The sequence below is a fragment of the Pseudomonas sp. PDM24 genome, from assembly GCF_019218905.1.
GTDB lineage: Bacteria > Pseudomonadota > Gammaproteobacteria > Pseudomonadales > Pseudomonadaceae > Aquipseudomonas.
Genome location: NZ_JAHUWR010000001.1, coordinates 1,524,796 through 1,544,095, shown reverse-complemented (window position 1 = coordinate 1,544,095; position 19,300 = coordinate 1,524,796). Strand labels below are relative to the sequence as shown.

Genomic DNA, 19,300 nt, shown 5'->3' with positions numbered 1-19,300 from the left:
CCCACAGGGTTCTGTGTCTAGCGGTGAGTTAGTTTCGCCAACGCCTCATCCGCCAACCGCCGGGTCAGCTCTGCCGAAGTCATTTCAACCCCCAACGTAAACGCCTGCCCAGCCCAAAGATTGCTGAAGTCCGCTTCCCCTTTGGCCCGCAACGGCATCAGCGCACCGCCCGCCAATGGGAAGGCCGGCGCTTTGTCACACATAGGCCCCAGTTCTCGCATCACCCGATTGAGAATCCCGCGCGCCGGGCGCCCGGTGAAAATGTTGGTCACCGCCGTCTCGCTTTCCTTGGCCGTGCGCAACGCCTTGTGGTGAGACGCGCTGACCTTGGCCTCCGGCGTGAACAAATAAGCCGTACCCACCTGGACCGCCGAAGCGCCCAGCAGAAAAGCCGCCGCCACGCCCCGTGCATCTCCAATCCCGCCCGCCGCAATCACCGGCACATTCACCGCATCGACGATTTGTGGCACCAGGGCAAAGGTTCCTACCTGGCTGCTCAGGTCATCACTGAGGAACATCCCCCGGTGACCGCCGGCCTCGTAACCCATGGCGATGATCGCGTCGCAACCATGTTGTTCCAGCCAGATGGCCTCTTCGACGGTAGTCGCCGAAGAGAGAATTTTCGCCCCGGTAGCTTTTACCCGATCAAGCAGGGACTTTTCCGGCAGGCCGAAGTGAAAACTCACCACTTCAGGACGAAATTCTTCGATCACTTCGCAGGCCGCATGATCGAACGGTGCGCGATTGGACACTGGCGTCGGCGCGTCGAAGTCGACACCCAATTCCCGGTAATACGGTTCCAGCAGATTCTTCCAGTCCCGGGCGCGTTGCTCATCGGGTGGCGGAGGTTGATGGCAAAAGAAATTGACGTTGAGCGGGCGCCGGGTGTGTTGGCGAATCGTTTTCAGCTCCTCGCGCAACTGCTCGATGCTCAGCATCGCGGCGGGCATCGAGCCCAGGCCGCCAGCGTTGCTCACCGCAATCACCATGGCCGACGTCGTCGCGCCGGCCAAGGGGCCCTGGATGATCGGCAGTTCTATCCCGAGCAGGTCGAGAATGCGGGTGTCTGGCCATTGACTCATGTGCAGTGTTCTCCGACGTCGGTAGAAGCGAATTTGTATCAGTAATGACTGACGCAAGGCCAGTCGAGTTTGAGGATTGGCTTAAAGTCGGCTACGGCGATGTGTTTTCATGTGTTATTTCAACAGCACGACAACTGAGCGATTCCATCGGGAGGCAGTGATGTTCAAAGGCATTTTGATCGACAAGGACGACAACGGTTACCGGGCCACGTTGCAAGAGATCAGTGACGATCAATTGCCTGAAGGCGATGTGACCGTGCGCGTGGCGTACAGCACGCTGAACTTCAAGGATGGCCTGGCGATCACGGGCAGCAGCCCGGTGGTGCGAAAATTCCCGATGGTGCCGGGGATCGATCTGGCGGGCACTGTCGAAGTCAGCGGTCATCCGGACTACAAGGTCGGTGATCAAGTCCTGCTCAATGGCTGGGGTGTGGGTGAAGGGCACTGGGGCGGATTGGCGCAGAAAGCTCGCCTGAATGGCGACTGGCTGATCCCGTTGCCCAAAGCCTTCACCGCCGCGCAAGCAATGGCCATCGGCACGGCCGGTTACACAGCGATGCTGAGCATCCTGGCGCTGGAGCACAACGGCGTGAACCCCGATCAAGGCGAAGTGCTGGTAACGGGCGCCAACGGTGGCGTAGGCAGTTTCGCCATCGCGCTGCTGAGCAAACTCGGCTATCGCGTGGTGGCATCCACCGGTCGTACCTCCGAGCACGACTATCTCAAGCAATTGGGCGCCAGCGAAATCATCGATCGCGCCACGTTGTCGGAGCCGGGCAAACCATTGGCCAAGGAACGTTGGGCGGCGGTGATCGATTCGGTCGGCAGCCACACGCTGGCCAATGCTTGCGCAAGCACTCGGGCCAACGGCACTGTCGCTGCCTGCGGCCTGGCACAAGGCATGGACTTTCCAGCCTCCGTCGCGCCGTTCATTTTGCGTGGGGTGACCCTGGCCGGCATCAACAGCGTGACCCAACCCAAAGCCAGGCGGATACTGGCCTGGAATCGCCTGGGCAAGGATCTGGACTTTGCCTTGCTGCCGCTGATCAGTCACGAAATCGGCTTGAGCGAAGCCATCGACGCGGCCCAGCGCCTGCTTGCCGGCCAGTTGCGCGGTCGGGTGGTGGTCGACGTCAATCGTTGATCGTCTCGGCGCCAATCAAACAGACAAATTGTAGAAACAAGGAATAGCGACAATGGATGTAAAGCTGCGTGAAGTGCTGCCCTTTAGCGTCTCTGGGTTGCAGGTGCGAACGCTTAATGCCGCAGAACAGCAGCCAGATACCGCGCGTATCGGCCCTATGTGGGAACAGTTTTTCGTTGAGGACGTTTTCGACAAGATCGCCCACAAACAGCCGGACTCGTTTATGTACGGCGTCTATTCCAACTACGAATCCGATGCTTCGGGCTACTTCGATGTAACCGCGGGTGCGGCGGTTACCGCGCCCTCCGAGGACTTTGCGCAGATTCAGGTTGAGGGCGGCGATTACCTGGTGTTCAGCGCCAAAGGGCCGATGCCCGACAGCGTCATCCAGACGTGGGGCCTGGTCTGGGCTTACTTCGAGGATAACCCGCAGGTTCGCCGCAAGTTCGCCACGGACTTCGAGGTCTACACCGGTCCGGAGACCGTGGCGGTTTATATCGGCATTCAGGACTCAGCCGCGTTTTCGCGTTCCAGCAACTGACGCTTGCGCTCCACACCCCAGCGATAGCCCGACAGGTTGCCATCGCTGCGCACCACGCGATGGCAAGGGATTGCCACCGCCAGGCTGTTCGCGCCACAGGCCTGGGCCACGGCACGCACGGCTTTCGGTGCGCCGATGCGCTGAGCGATATCGGCATAACTGGCGGTGCTGCCGGCGGGAATCTCCCGCAGCGCTTGCCACACCCGCTCCTGAAACGCCGTGCCGCGTACGTCCAGCGGCAAGTCCAGGCCGAGCGCCGGGGCTTCGATAAAACCCACCACTTTGGCGATCAACTGCTCGAACTCATGATCGGCGCCAATCAGGTTGGCGCGCCGAAACTTGTCCTGCAGGTCACAGACCAATTGATGCGGGTCGTCCCCCAACAGAATCGCGCAGACGCCGCGTTCACTTTGCGCCACCAGAATCGCTCCCAGAGAGCACTGGCCGACGGCAAAACGAATGTCGTTGTTCTGCCCGGCCGCACGGTAATCGCCGGGCTTCATGCCCAGCACTTGATCCGCGGCCTCATAGAATCGGCTGTTGGAGTTGAATCCGGCGTCATACAGCGCGTCGGTGACCGTGCCGCCGTCCGCCAGGCGCTCGCGAACCTTGCGTGAACGATGGGCGGTGGCGTAGCCCTTGGGCGTCAGGCCGGTGATGGCCTTGAACACGCGATGGAAGTGGAAACTGCTCAGACCGGCCGCGTCCGCCAGTTCATTCAGCGCCGGCAACGTCTCGGCGGATTCGATGTGACGGCATGCGGCGGCCACGGTCGTGGCGTGTTGTGCGGCGACATCGCTTTGATCTTTCGCGGCCCGTTTGCTGGGGCGATAACCCGCTGCCTGAGCTTGCTCGGCGGTGTCGAAAAATTCGACATTCTGCGGCTTCGGCAAGCGCGCCAGGCTGCTGGGGCGGCAGTAGATGCCGGTAGTTTTCACCGCATACACAAACTGCCCGTCGGCGCGGGGATCGCGTGCGACCACAGCAGCCCAGCGAGGATCGTTTTCGGTGGCGATATTTTTCGAATGAGTTGTCATGGCTTCATGTCCGTTGACCCGTTTCATGCAGATTAACCAGCCGGCAGAGGTGCCACACTCCGGGTCTTGCGGTCGAATTCAACGGTTTCATCCCGCGGTACGGAAGGTGAAGTTGATCCGTTGTTCGCCCAATTGAGGGTGATAACCCTCCTTGATCGGCAATACGCCGTGATAACGCAAACGGTCGACGCCGCCCCAGACCACAATATCGCCGTGCAACAGCGGCACGCGTTGGCTTTTGGCGCTGCGTTCGAAGCCACCGAACAGGAACGTCGCCGGCAACCCCAAGGACACCGACACAATGGGCGCCGCGTAGGAGCCTTCGTTTTTGTCCTGATGCAACGACATTCTGGCACCGGGAATATAGCGGTTGATCAGGCAGGAATCCGGTACGAAATCCATAAAGCCTGCCTCTCGCGCCGCCGCTTGCGCCAGCTCGAAAAACACCTCAGGCATTTCAGGCCATGGCGCGCCGGTCTGCGGATCGTTACGGGTGTACTTGTAGCCGCTGCGGTCGGTCGTCCAGCCCCAGGTGCCGCAACTGCTCAACGCCACTGACATGGTAAAGCCGCCGGGCGTGACCATCTGCCGAAAAGGGGCTGCTGCCAGAACCGCCTCTAGTGCCGGCAGCAACCGGTCGAGCCAGGGCAGGGCGAAGCCTCTAAGAACTAAGGATTGTTCGCCAATCTGCTCGCGCCTGGACGGCTGCTCGGGTTCTGTATCGGCAAACAGATCAAAAGTGATCGGGCTCATGGGGTCATAACGCATCGTGAAAGATGATTCCAAGGGTATGCCGTTTTCCACTGTGCAGGCGACTCACGCCATGACGCATGGTTACTCGGTAATAGCCGCGAACACCTTTTACCGGACGCTGATTCACGGCAAAAATCAACGCGTCGCCTTTCTTCAGACCGATGACTTGCGGACGCGACTGCATCCTCGGACGTTGTTCAGTCAGCACAAACTCACCGCCGGTAAAGTCTTCTCCCGGTTCTGACAGAAGAATCGCCACTTGCAGCGGAAAGACGTGTTCGCCGTACAGATCCTGATGCAAACAGTTGTAGTCCTGTGGCCCATATTGCAGCAACAAAGGTGTCGGGCGTTCCTGACCAGCAGCATGACAGCGCTGCAAAAATGCTTCGTGGGATTCGGGGAAACGGGTCGGCAGGTCCATCGATTCGTACCAGCGATTGGCGATTGGAACCAGTCGAGGGTAGAGCGCGCTACGCAACCGGGCCACCGGATCCGGCAACGGGTACTTGAAATACTTGTACTCGCCCCGGCCAAAACCGTGGCGAGCCATCACCACTTTGGAGCGAAAGGGCTCGGGCCGGTCGTACAGGGCGCTTATTTCATCGCAGGTCGGATGGCCTAAAAACGACCGGATTAGCGCGCAGCCATCCTGATCGAGTTGCTGCGCAAGCGTGATCCAGTCGAGGGCATCGTGATGAATCGGGTCGGTAAACAAGGTTCTGACTCCTTGACCAGAAGGTCGAGGCGGCCAGTTTAGTGAGCGTGGCGGGAGCGGGCACTCCGGCGCTTGCGGTCGAATTCGAAAGGGGAGCAGACGTCCATGTTGTCGCTCCAGATCGCTTTACAGCGCTTTGCTCACGCTGATCTCGCTGATGACATCTTCAGTCTGGCCATGAATGACGTCGAGTGCGGCCTTGGCTTCTTCTTCCGTGCCGTTCTCCAGCTGGGCGAATTCGAAGCGGCGCTCGCCGTTGAGTTTGTATTTGATGACGTATTTGGTCGTCTGGGCCACGGTCATACCTGCCTGTTTTGGTGTGGGCTCAGCTCAGTTTCGAGCTGGAGCGGCGGATGATCTTGATCGAGTGCGTCAGGGTCGGTTTGCGGGTCACGCTGATCGGCCGGCGATTGACCGTGTCGATGGTGATGTTCCAGAAACCGGTGCTTGGCGCTGTGATGCGGGCCGGGAAGGTGTCGAATGCGCCGCCGTGGTAAGTATGACGGCCGCCATTCTTGAAACTGCGAAAGTTGGCGTCGTTCATCAAGCGGATGTTGCACATTTGGGAGCACTGGATGACGACGATGTCGTCTTCGTTGAGGTGCTCGCGCTGGTGGATAAATTTCATGAGGCGCCTCCAGAAGGGCTTTTTCTACAAAATCAAAACGATAGCATGGGCGATTGGCGCAGTTTATCAGCCCGAACAGGTTATTATCCGGCTCTCGAGGTGCGCTTTGACAATTAAAAACAGTTATACGGAATTCTATGAGCGATAAAAGCAGTGTGCCTCGGAGAAAACCAGCATTTGAGCTGTCGGAAGGTCTTTATCGGAGGTTCTGTATGAAGTGGGGAGTTCTGGTCGGGCCGTTGGCGTTGGCAGTGGGTGGATGTGCGAGTGTCTCGGACATCAATGAGACACTGCCCACCATGAGCGTGATATCTGGCAAGAATCCCCATGAGTACGCCCAATGCCTGGTCGAAAAGCTCGCCGATAGCCGTGGAGCCCTGCAAGTCGAACCGCACAAGGAAGGCGTGCGAGTTATCGTGCCGCAAAAGTTCTCGTCGGGGCCGGCCGCCGTATTTGAAATTGAAGACCGCTCTGGCGGCAGCAGCATCAAGCTGCATGAGCGCATCTCCAATGTGCCATTGCGCCCATGGGATGTACGCAATGCCGCCACCGCATGCATATCCGGCTGATAAACTACCCCCAGTCAGCATCGATGCCGCCAAAGTCGCGCTTTGACGGCATTGTCATTTCTGGAGTTGAGCATGAAGCGAGAGCAGGTGCGGGAGCGCCATGCAGAGGGTCATATCTCTGCCACCCACGTGATTCAGAACCCGGCGAATCCGGGAGAGTGGATCGTGTTTTTCAAGAAAAGCGCCGGGCGCAGTTTTTTCCTGGTGGATGACAACGATGAAGTCGAATCCTTCAGTCGCCTCGACGATTTGATCGAGACCGTGCGCGGGCTCGGGATCAAATTCGCCGAAATTCATATGTAGGGGCAGCGAGAAACCTGTAGGAGCGAGGCTTGCCCGCGAAGAATGCATCGCGGTCTTTCAGGTGCTACGCGTCATCGTCCTTCGCGGGCAAGCCACGCTCCCACAGGATTTGCGTAGCTCAAGTTTCTTAACAGTGGGAGAGCTACTTGCAGACCACCACCACGCTGCGGTTTTTGTAGTTGCCGATGTCCGCGCCCAAGGTCTTGTCGCTTTCCTGGGGTGAAGGTGTGCCGTCGGTACCGACAATCCGATAACCGGTGCCAGCGCAAGAGGCATCGGCTTTTTCGTAGCAGGTGGCCCAGTCGTTGGCTTCCCCGGAGCAGTCGATGCTCAGGCCTTGTTCGCCATTTTTCAGGTAAGTGGTTTCGGACGTGGCACAGCCGCTCAGGGCCAGGACTGCAATCAGTGGCAAAAATTTATTCATGTCGTGGTGGTCGTCAGTGATGGTGGCTAAAAGCTGTGACAGCGGCTGCATCGAAAGGTTATAGCGAATGGCCACTTCGTTGCGAACAATCACAAAAAAGCCCTGCGCAAAGGCAGGGCTGCGTCGTGTCAGGTTCAGCTCAAGGCTTGTCCTTGCCGCGCCGCTTGGGGCCTGCGGGTTGATCTTGCAACACCGATGCCACTTCAATCGCCAACGCTTCCGTAGGGAACGGCCCGGCAATATTTTCGCCGCCGACGCTGTCTACCCACCACTGGCCGTCTTTTGCCTGATTGATCAGGTACCCATTAACACTTTTTGCTGCCGACATCTATCTGCCTCGTTGGCTGGTTCAATCGCACAATGATAGCGCCAAATGCCCTCAACGGGTGCCTATGGTGTAGGGTAGGGCGGATTGTCTTTCGGATGATGGCCGCGCAGATCTGCCAATCTCTGCTATCTATAAGAGGTTGTGCAATGTATCTGCGGAACTATCCATCAGAATATTTCTCTATGATGGCATCGGTTAGCCAGTGCAGGGCATTGTAAGGTGCCCGCCGCCTGATTAGACTGCGCCGAAACTCGAACACACAGCCCTTTCAAGGACTTATATGATCAAGAAATGCTTGTTCCCAGCAGCCGGTTACGGTACTCGCTTCCTGCCAGCGACTAAAGCCATGCCCAAAGAAATGCTGCCGGTGGTAAACAAGCCACTGATCCAGTACGGCGTCGAAGAAGCACTGGACGCCGGGTTGACCGAAATCTCCATCGTCACCGGTCGTGGCAAGCGCGCTCTGGAAGACCACTTCGACATCAGCTACGAGCTGGAAAACCAGATCAAGGGCACTGACAAAGAGAAATACCTGGTCGGTATCCGCAAACTGCTCGACGAGTGCTCGTTCTCCTACACTCGCCAGACCGAAATGAAAGGCTTGGGCCACGCGATTCTGACGGGTCGCCCGCTGATCGGCGACGAACCGTTCGCCGTGGTACTGGCGGATGACTTGTGCGTAAACCTGGAAGGCGACGGCGTACTGACCCAGATGGTCAAGCTGTACAAGCAGTTCCGCTGCTCGATCGTTGCCATTCAGGAAGTCGACCCGCAAGAAACTCACAAGTACGGCGTGATTGCCGGTGAGATGATCCGCGACGACATCTACCGTGTTCACAGCATGGTTGAAAAACCAAAGCCTGAAGATGCGCCGTCGAACCTGGCGATCATCGGCCGTTACATCCTGACCCCGGACATCTTCGACCTGATCGAACAAACCGAGCCAGGCAAGGGCGGCGAAATCCAGATCACCGACGCCCTGATGAAGCAGGCACAAAACGGCTGCGTCATGGCCTACAAGTTCAAAGGCAAGCGTTTCGACTGCGGTGGCGCCGAAGGCTACATCGACGCGACCAACTTCTGCTTCGAGAACTTCTACAAGACTGGCAAGGCTTACTGATAGCGCCTGAGCTGCTTGTACTGAAAAGCCACCTTCGGGTGGCTTTTTCATTTTCCGGCCCCACATAGTTTGCAACGCTTGCCCAAAGGCCGCTCGCAGGTATGCTGGTGGCCTGCCGAGGAGATAGAAATGGCCTACGATTTTGACCTGTATGTGATTGGCGCCGGTTCCGGCGGTGTGCGGGCTGCGCGGTTTGCGGCCGGTTTCGGCGCGAGAGTCGCCGTGGCCGAGAGCCGCTATCTGGGCGGTACGTGTGTGAACGTCGGCTGCGTGCCGAAGAAATTGCTGGTCTACGGTGCGCACTTCGCCGAAGACTTCGAGCAGTCGCAAGGTTTTGGCTGGACCCCGGGTGAGGCGAAGTTCGACTGGGCGACGCTGATCGCCAACAAGGATCGCGAGATCAATCGCCTGAACGGCATCTATCGCAATCTGCTGGTCAACAGCGGTGTGATCTTGCATGAAGGCCACGCAAAAATCGTCGATCCGCATACCGTCGAGTTCGATGGCAAACGCTACACAGCCAAAAACATCCTGATCGCTACCGGTGGCTGGCCGCAGATCCCGGAGATTCCGGGGCACGAGCACGCGATCAGTTCCAACCAGGCGTTCTTCCTTAAAGAGCTGCCCAAGCGCGTTCTGGTGGTCGGTGGTGGTTACATTGCGGTGGAGTTTGCCGGGATTTTCCACGGGCTGGGTGCCGAGACCACGCTGCTGTATCGCGGTGATCTGTTCCTGCGTGGCTTCGATGGTGCGGTGCGCAAGCATTTGCAGGAAGAGCTGACCAAGCGCGGCATGGACCTGCAATTCAATGCCGATATCGAACGCATCGAAAAGCAAGCCGATGGCAGCCTGACAGCCACGCTCAAGGACGGTCGTAAGCTGGAGGCGGATTGCGTGTTCTACGCCACCGGTCGGCGTCCGATGCTCGACAATCTGGGGTTGGAAAACACTGGCGTCAAACTCGACAAGAAAGGTTTTGTCGAGGTCGATGAGCAGTATCAAACCGCAGAGCCATCTATCCTGGCTCTGGGCGATGTGATCGGGAGAGTACAGCTCACGCCGGTCGCGCTCGCGGAAGGCATGGCCGTGGCGCGACGTTTGTTCAAGCCCGAGCAGTATCGCCCGGTGGATTACAAGATGATCCCGACCGCCGTGTTCAGCTTGCCTAACATCGGTACTGTTGGCCTGACCGAAGAAGAGGCGCGGGAGGCCGGGCATGAGGTGGTGATCTTCGAAAGCCGTTTCCGGCCGATGAAGCTGACCCTGACTGAATGCCAGGAGCGGACCTTGATGAAGCTGGTGGTGGACGCCAAGACCGACAAGGTCCTGGGCTGCCACATGGTAGGCCCGGAAGCCGGTGAGATCGTTCAGGGGTTGGCAATTGCCTTGAAGGCCGGCGCGACCAAGCGTGACTTCGACGAAACCATCGGCGTGCATCCGACTGCCGCCGAAGAGTTCGTCACCATGCGTACGCCGGTCGCGAGTTAATCGTCCTTACGCGGCGCTGATGCGTCTGGCCCTGCCGCAACGACAGCGGCCAGTCGCGCGCTTTCATCCAGGCTTGCCTGCAACTTGATCAGTTCAATTTCCAGCGCTTTGTTGATGTGCGACTGCTCGTCGATGTTCTGCTTGAGTGACTGGCTTTCCAGCATGGCAATGCGCAAGCGTTCCTGGAGGAGGGTGCGTTCGCTGTCGATACGGTTGACCTGGTCCAGCAGCTGATCCTGCCGGCTGTTGGTGTGCTTGAGTTGCTCTTGCGACAGGCTCAACTCTCGCAGCGTTCCGCGGTTTTCCGTCAGTAAGCGCTCGTTGTCGCGATGCAGTTGGGTGATTTCATCCTGGCGAACCAGTGCGCTTTGCTGCGCCTGACGCAACTCCATCTGAATCTGCTGAACCTGCCCTTCGTGGCGGCGCTGCTCCTGCTCGCGCTGGTCTTTGACGGCATTGCGGTAGTGTTCCAGCGCCTCACGAGCGTGCAGGTGCTTTTCCTCCAGCGAGCGGATCTGCTCATCCTTGTCTTGCAAGCGTAATTCGAAATCTGCCAGCGCCTGGTTCAATCCGGCGTTGCGGGTTTGTTCGCTTTGCAACATGGAGCGGGTGTCATGCAGTTCTGCTGATTCCTGGGTCAGTGCCAGGCTTTGAATTTCGTATTGCTGGTGCAGTTCGGTATTGGCCTCGCGGGCCTCATGCAGTTGGGTTTCCAGCTCCTTTCGTTGTTGCTCGAACTGTGCGCGTGCCTGGTCGATGGGCTCTTGCGCCTGTTCTTTCAGGCGTTGCGCCAGGCGTGACACCAGGCTTGCAAGCTCATCGTCGATAGGCTCGGAAGGTGCTTGGGCGGGTTCGGTGCCGTCATCGAGTTCCTTCATATAGCGATGGATTGTGGTTTTTGAACCGGTATTGCCCATCTCGATCCGCACCGCGTCAATGCTGGGGTGTTCGCCCCGGGCGAGGATTGCTGAGCGCGCCGCTTGCACCAGTGCCTTGTTTACGCCGCCACGTGCCATGTGTTCTCCTACGATTTGATACTGTGGTACGTACCACTAATATACGCAATGTACCATGATTCTACTGAAGTTAGAATTCTATGATTTATCATACGGGATATACTGGTATTACCCCGTGTGATGCGCTGTAATCCGGGGTTTCACCCGCCAGAGCGGTACGTTTTCGAGAACTGAGCCCATGACTGAACTGGATCGCTACCTGCAAGCCGCCAGGCGCGACAACACCCGTCGCAGCTATCGGGCGGCCATCGAGCACTTCGAAGTCAGTTGGGGCGGGTTCCTGCCAGCGACCAGTGACAGCGTGGCGCGCTATCTCGTGGCGCACGCAGGCGTGCTGTCGATCAATACCTTGAAGTTGCGCTTGTCCGCGCTGGCCCAGTGGCACAACAGTCAGGGGTTCGCCGATCCCACCAAGGCACCCGTGGTGCGCAAGGTGTTCAAGGGCATTCGCGCGCTGCACCCGGCGCAGGAGAAACAGGCCGAGCCGTTGCAGCTTCAGCATCTGGAGCAAGTGGTGGCCTGGCTGGAGCAGGAAGCGCAAACCGCCAAGGCGCAGGGCGATCAACCGGGTTTGCTGCGGGCCAGGCGCGACACGGCGCTGATTCTGCTGGGCTTTTGGCGCGGTTTCCGTAGCGATGAGTTGTGTCGCGTGCAGATTGAGCATGTGCAGGCCAGCGCCGGCTCAGGCATTACCCTCTATTTGCCTCGCAGCAAGAGCGACCGCGAGAACCTCGGTCAGACGTACCAGACGCCAGCCTTGCAGCGTTTGTGTCCGGTGCAGGCCTATATCCAATGGATCACTGACGCCGCGTTGGTCCGCGGGCCGGTATTTCGGGGTATCGACCGTTGGGGCCATTTGAGCGAGGAGGGCTTGCATGCCAACAGCGTGATCCCGTTGTTGCGCCAGGCCCTGGAGCGCGCCGGTATTGCGCCCGAGCACTACACCAGTCACTCCTTGCGTCGTGGGTTTGCTACCTGGGCTCATCAGAGCGGTTGGGATTTGAAGTCGTTGATGAGTTACGTGGGCTGGAAGGATATGAAGTCCGCCATGCGCTATGTTGAATCCAGCCCGTTTATCGGGATGACCCGCATCGCTGAAAAACCATTGGCGCTGTAGATCACGTTTTCTTCTATTAATACTGTCGGCTAATAGCGAAAACCAATCAGCAGTATCAGGTTTGCCAATGAGCCAGCCGGCGATCGACTGGGTAGGATTCACCTCATCAACTTCTTAACCCCTGACGGAGAGTCATCGATGCCTATCATCAACAGCCAAGTTAAACCGTTCAAAGCTGACGCCTTTAAAAATGGCGACTTCGTAAAAGTGTCGGACGCTGACCTGAAAGGCAAGTGGTCTGTCGTGTTCTTCTACCCAGCTGACTTCACCTTCGTCTGCCCGACCGAACTGGAAGACCTGGCTGACAACTACGCCGAGTTCCAGAAGCTGGGCGTCGAAATCTACAGCGTTTCCACCGATACCCACTTTGCCCACGCTGCCTGGCACAACACTTCGCCAGCGATCGGCAAAATCCAGTACACCATGATCGGCGACCCGACTCACGCTATCTCCCGCAACTTCGACGTACTGATCGAAGAAGCTGGTCTGGCTGACCGTGGCACCTTCGTGATCAACCCTGAAGGCCAGGTCAAAATCGTTGAACTGAACGACGGCGGTGTAGGCCGTGATGCTTCCGAGCTGCTGCGCAAAATCAAGGCTGCTCAGTACGTTGCTGCTCACCCGGGCCAGGTTTGCCCAGCCAAGTGGAAAGAAGGCGAGGCCACTCTGGCTCCGTCCCTGGACCTGGTCGGCAAGATCTAAGTCTGTGACGCGCTTCATCAGGGCGGAACTCCGCACCTCCTAAGTAAGCTGCACCGCCCTCAAAAACGCCCGGGCGAGATTCGCTCGGGCGTTTTTTTTCGACACGAATAAAGGAAATCGCCCGTATGTTGGACGCCACTCTTAAAGCCCAGTTGAAATCGTACCTGGAACGGGTCACCCAGCCGATCGAGATCGTTGCCTCCCTCGATGACGGTGCGAAATCCCAGGAAATGCTCGCACTCCTGAAAGACGTTGCCAGTCTTTCTACCCAGATTACGTTGCTCGACAGCGGTGACGATGCACGTAAGCCATCGTTCTCGATCAACCGCCCAGGGGCCGATATCAGCCTGCGTTTTGCCGGTATCCCGATGGGCCACGAATTCACGTCCTTGGTGCTGGCTATGCTGCAAGTCGGCGGCCACCCCTCGAAGGCCAGTATCGAAGTGATCGAACAGATCCGCTCGCTCAAAGGCGAGTTCAACTTCGAGACTTACTTCTCGCTGTCCTGCCAGAACTGCCCGGACGTGGTCCAGGCGTTGAATCTGATGGCTGTGCTGAACCCGAACATCCGCCACGTCGCCATCGATGGCGCGCTGTTTCAGGCTGAAGTCGACGAGCGTCAGATCATGGCCGTGCCAAGCATCTACCTGAATGGCGTCAACTTCGGCCAGGGCCGTATGGGCCTCGAAGAGATCCTTGCCAAGATCGACACCAGCGGTATCGAGCGCCAGGCCGAGAAAATCAGCGCCAAAGAAGCCTTTGATGTACTGGTTGTCGGCGGTGGCCCGGCCGGTGCTTCGGCGGCGATCTACGCTGCTCGTAAAGGCATTCGCACCGGTGTGGCGGCGGAACGTTTTGGTGGTCAGGTGCTCGACACCATGGCCATCGAGAACTTCATCTCGGTGCAGGAAACCGAAGGGCCGAAACTGGCCGTGGCGCTGGAAGAACACGTCAAGCAGTACGACGTGGACATCATGAACCTGCAACGCGCCGACAAGCTTGTGCCGGGCAAAAATGGCGTGCTGCACGAAATCCATTTCGCCAGTGGTGCGTCCTTGAAAGCCAAGACCGTGATTTTGGCGACCGGCGCTCGGTGGCGTGAAATGAACGTTCCCGGTGAGCAGCAATACCGCAACAAGGGCGTGGCGTACTGCCCGCACTGTGACGGTCCGCTGTTCAAAGGCAAGCGTGTGGCGGTGATTGGCGGCGGTAACTCCGGCGTCGAAGCGGCCATCGACCTGGCCGGTATCGTGTCCCACGTGACTCTGCTGGAGTTCGACGTACAACTGCGCGCCGATGCGGTATTGCAGCGCAAGTTGCACAGCCTGCCGAACGTTACTGTTATCACCAGTGCGCAAACCACTGAAGTGACTGGCGATGGTCAAAAGGTCAACGGCCTGCGCTACAAGGATCGTCAGTCGGACGAGTTGCGCACTGTCGAGCTGGAAGGGATCTTCGTGCAGATCGGTCTGTTGCCTAACACCGATTGGCTCAAAGGCACCATCGAGCTGTCGCCGCGCGGCGAGATCATCGTCGATGCCCGTGGTGAAACGTCGATGCCTGGCGTGTTTGCGGCCGGTGACGTGACCACCGTGCCGTACAAGCAGATCGTGATTGCGGTGGGCGAGGGCGCCAAGGCTTCCCTGAGCGCATTCGATCACTTGATCCGCACCTCGGCGCCTGCATAAACGCCGACGCTTAAAACAAAAAACCCCATGAGCGATCATGGGGTTTTGTGTGTCTCATACATTCCCAATTGTGGGAGCGGGCTTGCTCGCGAAGGCGGCCTGTCAGTCAGCATCACTGTTGAATGACACACCGCTTTCGCGAGCAAGCCCGCTCCCACAGGGGATCTGTGGTGGTGCTTACAGCGGTGCAGGCTGAATGATCTCGACCCAGTAACCATCCGGGTCCTTGATGAAGGCCAGGCTCTTCATGCGACCGTCGTTCAGGCGTTTCTGGAAATCGCAGCCTAGCGCTTCGAAGCGCTCGCACGCGGCACGAATGTCCGGTACCGAAATGCAGATATGGCCGAAGCCGCGTGGGTCGGTGTTGCCATTGTGGTAGGCGAAATCCGTGTCGTTCTCGGTGCCGTGGTTATGGGTCAGCTCGAGAATGCCGGGGATCGATTTCATCCACTCGGTGCGAGCCGCGGCATCGGCCGGGATCTGGTTTTTATCGACCAGCGCCAGGAAATACAGACTGAATTCGGCTTCCGGGAAATCGCGTTTTTCCACCAGCGAGAAACCCAGGACGCGGGTGTAGAAATCCAGCGACTGTGTGATGTCCTTGACCCGCAGCATGGTGTGGTTGAAGACGAACTTCTGGGTGGCGGTGTCGGGTTGGGCGGTCACACCGGGAAATGTATTGAGTTCGTGCAGGCTCATGGGGCCCTCCGGAAAATCCAAGAATGGTCACAATGATACGCAAGGGCTCCGGCATCGCCAAACCCAAACCGCAGGCTTGCCTGACAGCCGGGTGAGGCTCAGACTTTACGGCTCAATTCGTGAGTGTTCATTGCAATGACCCGATTCTGTCAATCGATGTTCGTCCTGATCTGTCTGCTTTCAGGTGTTACCCTCGTTTATGCAGAGGCTCCGGTCGTGATTTGGCCAAGCGGATGGACTGTCGAGGCTATTTCGCAAGATGAGACTAAACCGCAGGTATCCCGGCAACGCGCGGTAAAAAACGATCAGGACGGTACGCCGGTGATGGTGATGGAGTTGACCATGACTCAGGTAGAAAGTGGTCATCAGGTGAACCTGGAAGGCGTGCTGCTGGAAATGCGCAAGTCGGTGCAAAAGGACTTTTTTCAGAGTGGGTATCAGAGCGTTTGCACTAAAATTCACCCGACTACCTTAAGCCGGCTATCGGCGCTGGAAACTACCTGCACGATTACGCAGAACGGTCGACATGTGCTGTCTCAAACATTGGTCGCTGCGGTAGACGCCGATAAGGCCTATGTTCTTTCTTATGCGGGGCAGGCAGAGGTTTACAAGGCAAGTCAGGACGACATAGCAGCGGCTCGAAACAGCTTGAAACTTTAGTTTAAGGTTTGCGTATCAGTAGATTTCAGCGGGTTCGGAGTTTTTAGATAGCCAAAGGGATTAAGCATAAAGTTGGACGATATGTAACGAGTTGATCGGCGACTTTCGTTGCATTTAGACGCTGTCTATGAAAAAGCCCTGCAATGCAGGGCTTTTTTATGATCGCGAGTGTTTAGCCTCGCAGCCAGGAATCAACGGTGGCAGCACCGTATTGTTCCTTCCAGGCTTTCAGGCCGCGATGATTGCCGCCCTTGGTTTCAATCAGTTCACCGGTGTGCGGGTTCTGATACACCTTGACCACGCGAGCGCGGCGGGTTTTAGGCGCTGCTGCCTGCTGCAGGCCGGATTTTGCCGGGTTTGGATCGAGGATGGCGATGATGTCGCGCAAGCTCTTGCCGTAGGTTTTCATCAGCCCCTGGAGCTTTTCTTCGAATTCGATTTCTTTCTTGAGCCCGGCATCGTTCTTCAGCGATTCCAACTGCTTGAGCTGTTCTTGAAGGGCCTTTTCAGCTGCACGGAATTCAGCGAGTCTGGACAATATCTTTACTCCAATAGTGTGTTTGGCTGATACCAACCGCAAACAAAGCTATAAGCCAAGAGCCTTGAAGCGACTCGGTGATAATGGCGCACCTGCCAGTTCTGCACAGGCATGAAAAATTGTAGTAGTTAATTGGCCAAGAGTAAATCCTGACTTTTTCTTCATGTAACAAGAGTAGTCTTTTGATTCAATTTGGTGCGCATCTTCATGGTTTCGCCCCTTAGAGCGGTTAGTTAACGATCACTTAATTCTCTAATGAAGTCTGCGCTGGGCATCGGCCGACCAAACAGATAACCCTGCAGGAAGTTCACGCCGTGGGCCGTCAGATAGTCACTCTGTTCTACGGTTTCCACGCCTTCGGCGACAATACCCAGATCGAGTTTGGCCGACAGTTCGATGATGCTGTCCAGAATGTGTCGAGACAGGGCGTCAACGCCAATCATGGCGACAAAGCTCTGATCGATTTTCAGAAAGTCCACATTGAATTGACGCAAATAACCCAGGCTTGAGTGACCCGTTCCGAAGTCATCGATCGCGATCATCACGCCCAACTCGTGAAGCTGTTCGAACAATTGCAGGGTAATGGCTGTCGGCTCGATGAGTTCGCGTTCGGTCAGTTCCAGCACCAGGTTGATGCTGCCCGGGGCGAAAGCGCTGAGGAATTCGCGGCAGTCCTCGACCAGTTCCAGATCCCGGCAGTGACTGGCGGTAATGTTGATGCCAATGTGAAACGGCCTGTCGAACGAGGTCGACAGGGGAGCCAGCAATGCGCAGGTCTGTCGCATCAACGAGCGAGTCATCGGCACGATCAGCCCGGAATGTTCGGCAAACGGGATGAACAGATCAGGGCGTACCAGGCCTTCCTTGGGATGTTTCCAGCGCATCAATACTTCGGCGCCGGACCACTGCTTATTGTCGCCGTGCACCACGGGCTGAAAATACGGAATGAACTCTGCTGCCTCCAGCGCCCGCTGCATTTCACGGCTCGGTGACATCGAGCGTTTCTGCAGCGCATGGCCAATCGAGCCGGACACCACACCGAAAAACATCAACAGACTGAACAGCGGCGGGTACTCACTGCGCATGTAACGCCAGGTTTCTCCTTCGGAAAAACCTGCGGCTACGGTAAAGGCATAACGCGAGGACGCCAGCGTGTTTTGCGCCACGGGCAAGGCGGGCAGGGCATCGTCGTGGACCTTGCCGTCAGCCGACAACCAGTGAGGACCGACTTGCAACAACAATAATGTTTTGCGACCGATCAGGCGCAGCACATTACTCAGGTGATAACCGTCCAGCGTGGTCAATGCGCCCTGGTTTCCTTCGCTCAGCCGATACACCAGCAATGCGGTATTGGGCGTGACCGGGTTGCCGTTCATGAGCCATAGCTTGCCTTGCGTGTAATCGTCGGGATTGATCTTTTCCTGATATTCACCGAACAACGAACTGCAATAGAGGGTGGTGTTCCATACAAGATTGGTTGAGCGCACGAATGGTCGGCGGGTGACTTGTTCACGCAGGGCCAGTTTGACATCGTTGCAATTCTGGCCAGCCAGAGGCAGTAGTTCTTGCGCCGCTAGTGCGGTGTTGTCGAGCATCAACTCGAACTGGCGAACGGCTTCTTCGCCAGTCAGTTCAGCACTTTGCTTGAGCGTACGTTCGGCCTGCAGATAGAGAATGGCGACTCCCAGCAACACCGGAAGCAATCCGCTCAAAACAGTCACAACGATCCGGGTACCACGTTTACGGCGGCTTTTGACGTTCAGTGGCATTCGCAAATCCATCGCGATAAAAGAGGGCTCTCAAAGACTGGCAGGGCGACACGCCTCCTGGAAGAGTTCAGCCATGATAGTTGGCCGACGGCGCTTATGCCGCTCAACGTTCATTCAGGCTTGAGGCCAATTTGATGAAGGCCAGCGTAGCAGGTGATGACTGACGCTGATCGAGCACTGCCAGCCCGACTTGACGGCAGACCGGTGGCGACAGCGGTTTTTTCACGTAGCGGTTGTCGTTGTCGTCAGGCAAAGAGCCTTCGGCGACAACGGTCAGGGCATCGCCTCGGCCTACGGTGTCCAGCGTGCTGAGCAACTGCGAGCAGCGATACCGAATATTCGGCGTCAACCGCGCCGCGTTGAATAAGCGCGATACCAGTTCCGAAGAACCGGCTTCGGTCAGCACAAAAGGGTCGTGGCATAAATCGCTCAAGCTCAAACTGTCGCGACCGGCCAGCGCATGGTCGGCAGGCAGCAGCGCGACCATCTGGTCTTCGATCAGCCCAAAAGTGTCGAAACGCTCCAGGGGCAACACCACGAAGCCGATATCGATACGCCGTTCTTCCAGCCACTGGATCACTTGGCGATCCGGCCCTTCGTCAATGTGAACCTCGATGCCCGGGTGTGCGGCGCGGTAATGCTGCAGGATTTTCGGCAGCAGTTTGATCGATGAAGTCGGGCCGAACGAGCCGATGCGCAGGGTGCCGCGTTTCATACCGCGGGCATCCGCCGCTTCCTGGCGCAACGTGTTGGCCAGCCCGAGCATCGCCCGAGCACGTAGTAACAGCTGCTGGCCGATGTCACTCAGCTCGACCTGGGACTGATGCCGACGCAGCAGTTCTACACCCAGCTCCTGTTCCAGCGACTTGAGCGCGTGGGACACCGCGGATTGGGAAATCTCCAAACGATGGGCCGCCGCCGTGAAGCCGCGCAGTTCGGCCACCAGGGAGAAAATCTCGAGTTGCGTAAGGGTCATGAG

At 57.6% G+C, this 19,300-nt stretch carries 23 protein-coding genes; 10 read left to right on the top strand and 13 right to left on the bottom strand.

From position 1 onward, the window contains the following. Window positions 1-17 precede the first annotated feature (17 nt). Window positions 18-1,082, bottom strand: coding sequence for a nitronate monooxygenase family protein (locus tag KW837_RS06965; RefSeq protein ID WP_218395004.1), 1,065 nt, complete (start codon window positions 1,080-1,082; stop codon window positions 18-20). 160 nt (window positions 1,083-1,242) lie between these two features. Between KW837_RS06965 and KW837_RS06960 the strand changes: the two genes are divergently transcribed. Continuing rightward, window positions 1,243-2,226 carry an MDR family oxidoreductase gene (locus KW837_RS06960; RefSeq protein WP_218395003.1) on the top strand — a complete coding sequence of 328 codons (984 nt, stop codon included), beginning with the start codon at window positions 1,243-1,245 and terminating at the stop codon, window positions 2,224-2,226. 52 nt (window positions 2,227-2,278) lie between these two features. Further along, complete coding sequence (locus tag KW837_RS06955) at window positions 2,279-2,767, top strand: GyrI-like domain-containing protein (RefSeq protein ID WP_123494761.1); 489 nt, start codon at window positions 2,279-2,281, stop codon at window positions 2,765-2,767. Here the strand turns inward: KW837_RS06955 and ada are convergent. The 5 genes from ada to KW837_RS06930 form a co-directional block, all read right to left on the bottom strand. Then, on the bottom strand, window positions 2,731-3,804 hold the full coding sequence (ada, locus tag KW837_RS06950) for a bifunctional DNA-binding transcriptional regulator/O6-methylguanine-DNA methyltransferase Ada (RefSeq protein WP_063343970.1): 1,074 nt from the start codon (window positions 3,802-3,804) through the stop codon (window positions 2,731-2,733). The genes KW837_RS06955 and ada overlap by 37 nt on opposite strands. 87 nt (window positions 3,805-3,891) lie before the next feature. Then, on the bottom strand, window positions 3,892-4,572 hold the full coding sequence (gene alkB, locus KW837_RS06945; RefSeq protein WP_218395002.1) for a DNA oxidative demethylase AlkB: 681 nt from the start codon (window positions 4,570-4,572) through the stop codon (window positions 3,892-3,894). Continuing rightward, window positions 4,562-5,272, bottom strand: a complete 711-nt coding sequence (locus KW837_RS06940; protein WP_192344602.1) for a 2OG-Fe(II) oxygenase — start codon at window positions 5,270-5,272, stop codon at window positions 4,562-4,564. Before KW837_RS06940 ends, alkB begins: the two co-directional genes overlap by 11 nt. Window positions 5,273-5,398: 126 nt before the next feature. Next, window positions 5,399-5,569 (bottom strand): hypothetical protein, encoded by a 171-nt coding sequence (locus KW837_RS06935; RefSeq protein ID WP_162232616.1) that lies wholly within the window; start codon window positions 5,567-5,569, stop codon window positions 5,399-5,401. Between the two features lie 28 nt (window positions 5,570-5,597). Then, entirely contained in the window at window positions 5,598-5,900 is a 303-nt protein-coding gene (locus KW837_RS06930) for a DUF1883 domain-containing protein (protein WP_007900033.1), read from the bottom strand. Window positions 5,901-6,112: 212 nt separating this feature from the next. Between KW837_RS06930 and KW837_RS06925 the strand changes: the two genes are divergently transcribed. Further along, window positions 6,113-6,469, top strand: a complete 357-nt coding sequence (locus tag KW837_RS06925; RefSeq protein WP_123494758.1) for a hypothetical protein — start codon at window positions 6,113-6,115, stop codon at window positions 6,467-6,469. 72 nt (window positions 6,470-6,541) lie between these two features. Further along, window positions 6,542-6,772: a hypothetical protein gene (locus KW837_RS06920; RefSeq protein WP_007935641.1), complete on the top strand. Its 231-nt coding sequence runs from the start codon at window positions 6,542-6,544 to the stop codon at window positions 6,770-6,772. A 142-nt stretch (window positions 6,773-6,914) separates the two neighbouring features. Here KW837_RS06920 and KW837_RS06915 read toward each other — a convergent pair whose 3' ends face one another. Both KW837_RS06915 and KW837_RS06910 read right to left on the bottom strand, forming a co-directional pair. Then, window positions 6,915-7,196 carry a hypothetical protein gene (locus KW837_RS06915; protein ID WP_063343753.1) on the bottom strand — a complete coding sequence of 94 codons (282 nt, stop codon included), beginning with the start codon at window positions 7,194-7,196 and terminating at the stop codon, window positions 6,915-6,917. 139 nt (window positions 7,197-7,335) lie between these two features. After that, on the bottom strand, window positions 7,336-7,524 hold the full coding sequence (locus KW837_RS06910; protein WP_007900038.1) for a hypothetical protein: 189 nt from the start codon (window positions 7,522-7,524) through the stop codon (window positions 7,336-7,338). A gap of 280 nt (window positions 7,525-7,804) precedes the next feature. On the opposite strand from KW837_RS06910, the gene galU reads away from it, so the two are divergent. Beyond that, entirely contained in the window at window positions 7,805-8,644 is an 840-nt protein-coding gene (galU, locus tag KW837_RS06905; protein WP_007900040.1) for a UTP--glucose-1-phosphate uridylyltransferase GalU, read from the top strand. Window positions 8,645-8,773: 129 nt separating this feature from the next. Further along, complete coding sequence (gorA, locus tag KW837_RS06900; RefSeq protein WP_218395001.1) at window positions 8,774-10,132, top strand: glutathione-disulfide reductase; 1,359 nt, start codon at window positions 8,774-8,776, stop codon at window positions 10,130-10,132. Here gorA and KW837_RS06895 read toward each other — a convergent pair. Next, window positions 10,129-11,148: a DNA-binding protein gene (locus KW837_RS06895; RefSeq protein ID WP_218395000.1), complete on the bottom strand. Its 1,020-nt coding sequence runs from the start codon at window positions 11,146-11,148 to the stop codon at window positions 10,129-10,131. The two genes, gorA and KW837_RS06895, sit on opposite strands and share 4 nt — an antisense overlap. A gap of 178 nt (window positions 11,149-11,326) precedes the next feature. On the opposite strand from KW837_RS06895, the gene KW837_RS06890 reads away from it, so the two are divergent. The 3 genes from KW837_RS06890 (at window position 11,327) to ahpF (ending at window position 14,655) form a co-directional block, all read left to right on the top strand. Beyond that, complete coding sequence (locus KW837_RS06890; protein WP_218394999.1) at window positions 11,327-12,265, top strand: site-specific integrase; 939 nt, start codon at window positions 11,327-11,329, stop codon at window positions 12,263-12,265. Window positions 12,266-12,403: 138 nt separating this feature from the next. Continuing rightward, on the top strand, window positions 12,404-12,967 hold the full coding sequence (ahpC, locus tag KW837_RS06885) for an alkyl hydroperoxide reductase subunit C (RefSeq protein WP_007900047.1): 564 nt from the start codon (window positions 12,404-12,406) through the stop codon (window positions 12,965-12,967). A 125-nt stretch (window positions 12,968-13,092) separates the two neighbouring features. Continuing rightward, a complete protein-coding gene (gene ahpF, locus KW837_RS06880; protein WP_218394998.1) occupies window positions 13,093-14,655 on the top strand; it encodes an alkyl hydroperoxide reductase subunit F in 1,563 nt (520 codons plus the stop codon). A 177-nt stretch (window positions 14,656-14,832) separates the two neighbouring features. Here ahpF and gloA read toward each other — a convergent pair whose 3' ends face one another. After that, window positions 14,833-15,354 carry a lactoylglutathione lyase gene (gene gloA / locus KW837_RS06875; protein ID WP_218394997.1) on the bottom strand — a complete coding sequence of 174 codons (522 nt, stop codon included), beginning with the start codon at window positions 15,352-15,354 and terminating at the stop codon, window positions 14,833-14,835. 156 nt (window positions 15,355-15,510) lie between these two features. On the opposite strand from gloA, the gene KW837_RS06870 reads away from it, so the two are divergent. After that, window positions 15,511-16,014, top strand: coding sequence for a DUF4946 domain-containing protein (locus KW837_RS06870; protein ID WP_371317110.1), 504 nt, complete (start codon window positions 15,511-15,513; stop codon window positions 16,012-16,014). Window positions 16,015-16,186: 172 nt separating this feature from the next. Here the strand turns inward: KW837_RS06870 and KW837_RS06865 are convergent, their stop codons facing one another. From KW837_RS06865 to KW837_RS06855, 3 genes are all read right to left on the bottom strand, one after another. Further along, the gene (locus KW837_RS06865) at window positions 16,187-16,552 is read right to left on the bottom strand and encodes a histone-like nucleoid-structuring protein, MvaT/MvaU family (RefSeq protein WP_008075430.1); all 366 of its coding nucleotides are present in this window, start codon (window positions 16,550-16,552) and stop codon (window positions 16,187-16,189) included. A gap of 233 nt (window positions 16,553-16,785) precedes the next feature. Then, window positions 16,786-18,321, bottom strand: a complete 1,536-nt coding sequence (locus tag KW837_RS06860) for an EAL domain-containing protein (protein WP_218394995.1) — start codon at window positions 18,319-18,321, stop codon at window positions 16,786-16,788. A 103-nt stretch (window positions 18,322-18,424) separates the two neighbouring features. Then, window positions 18,425-19,297, bottom strand: a complete 873-nt coding sequence (locus KW837_RS06855) for a LysR family transcriptional regulator (protein WP_218394994.1) — start codon at window positions 19,295-19,297, stop codon at window positions 18,425-18,427. Between the last annotated feature and the right edge of the window lie 3 nt (window positions 19,298-19,300).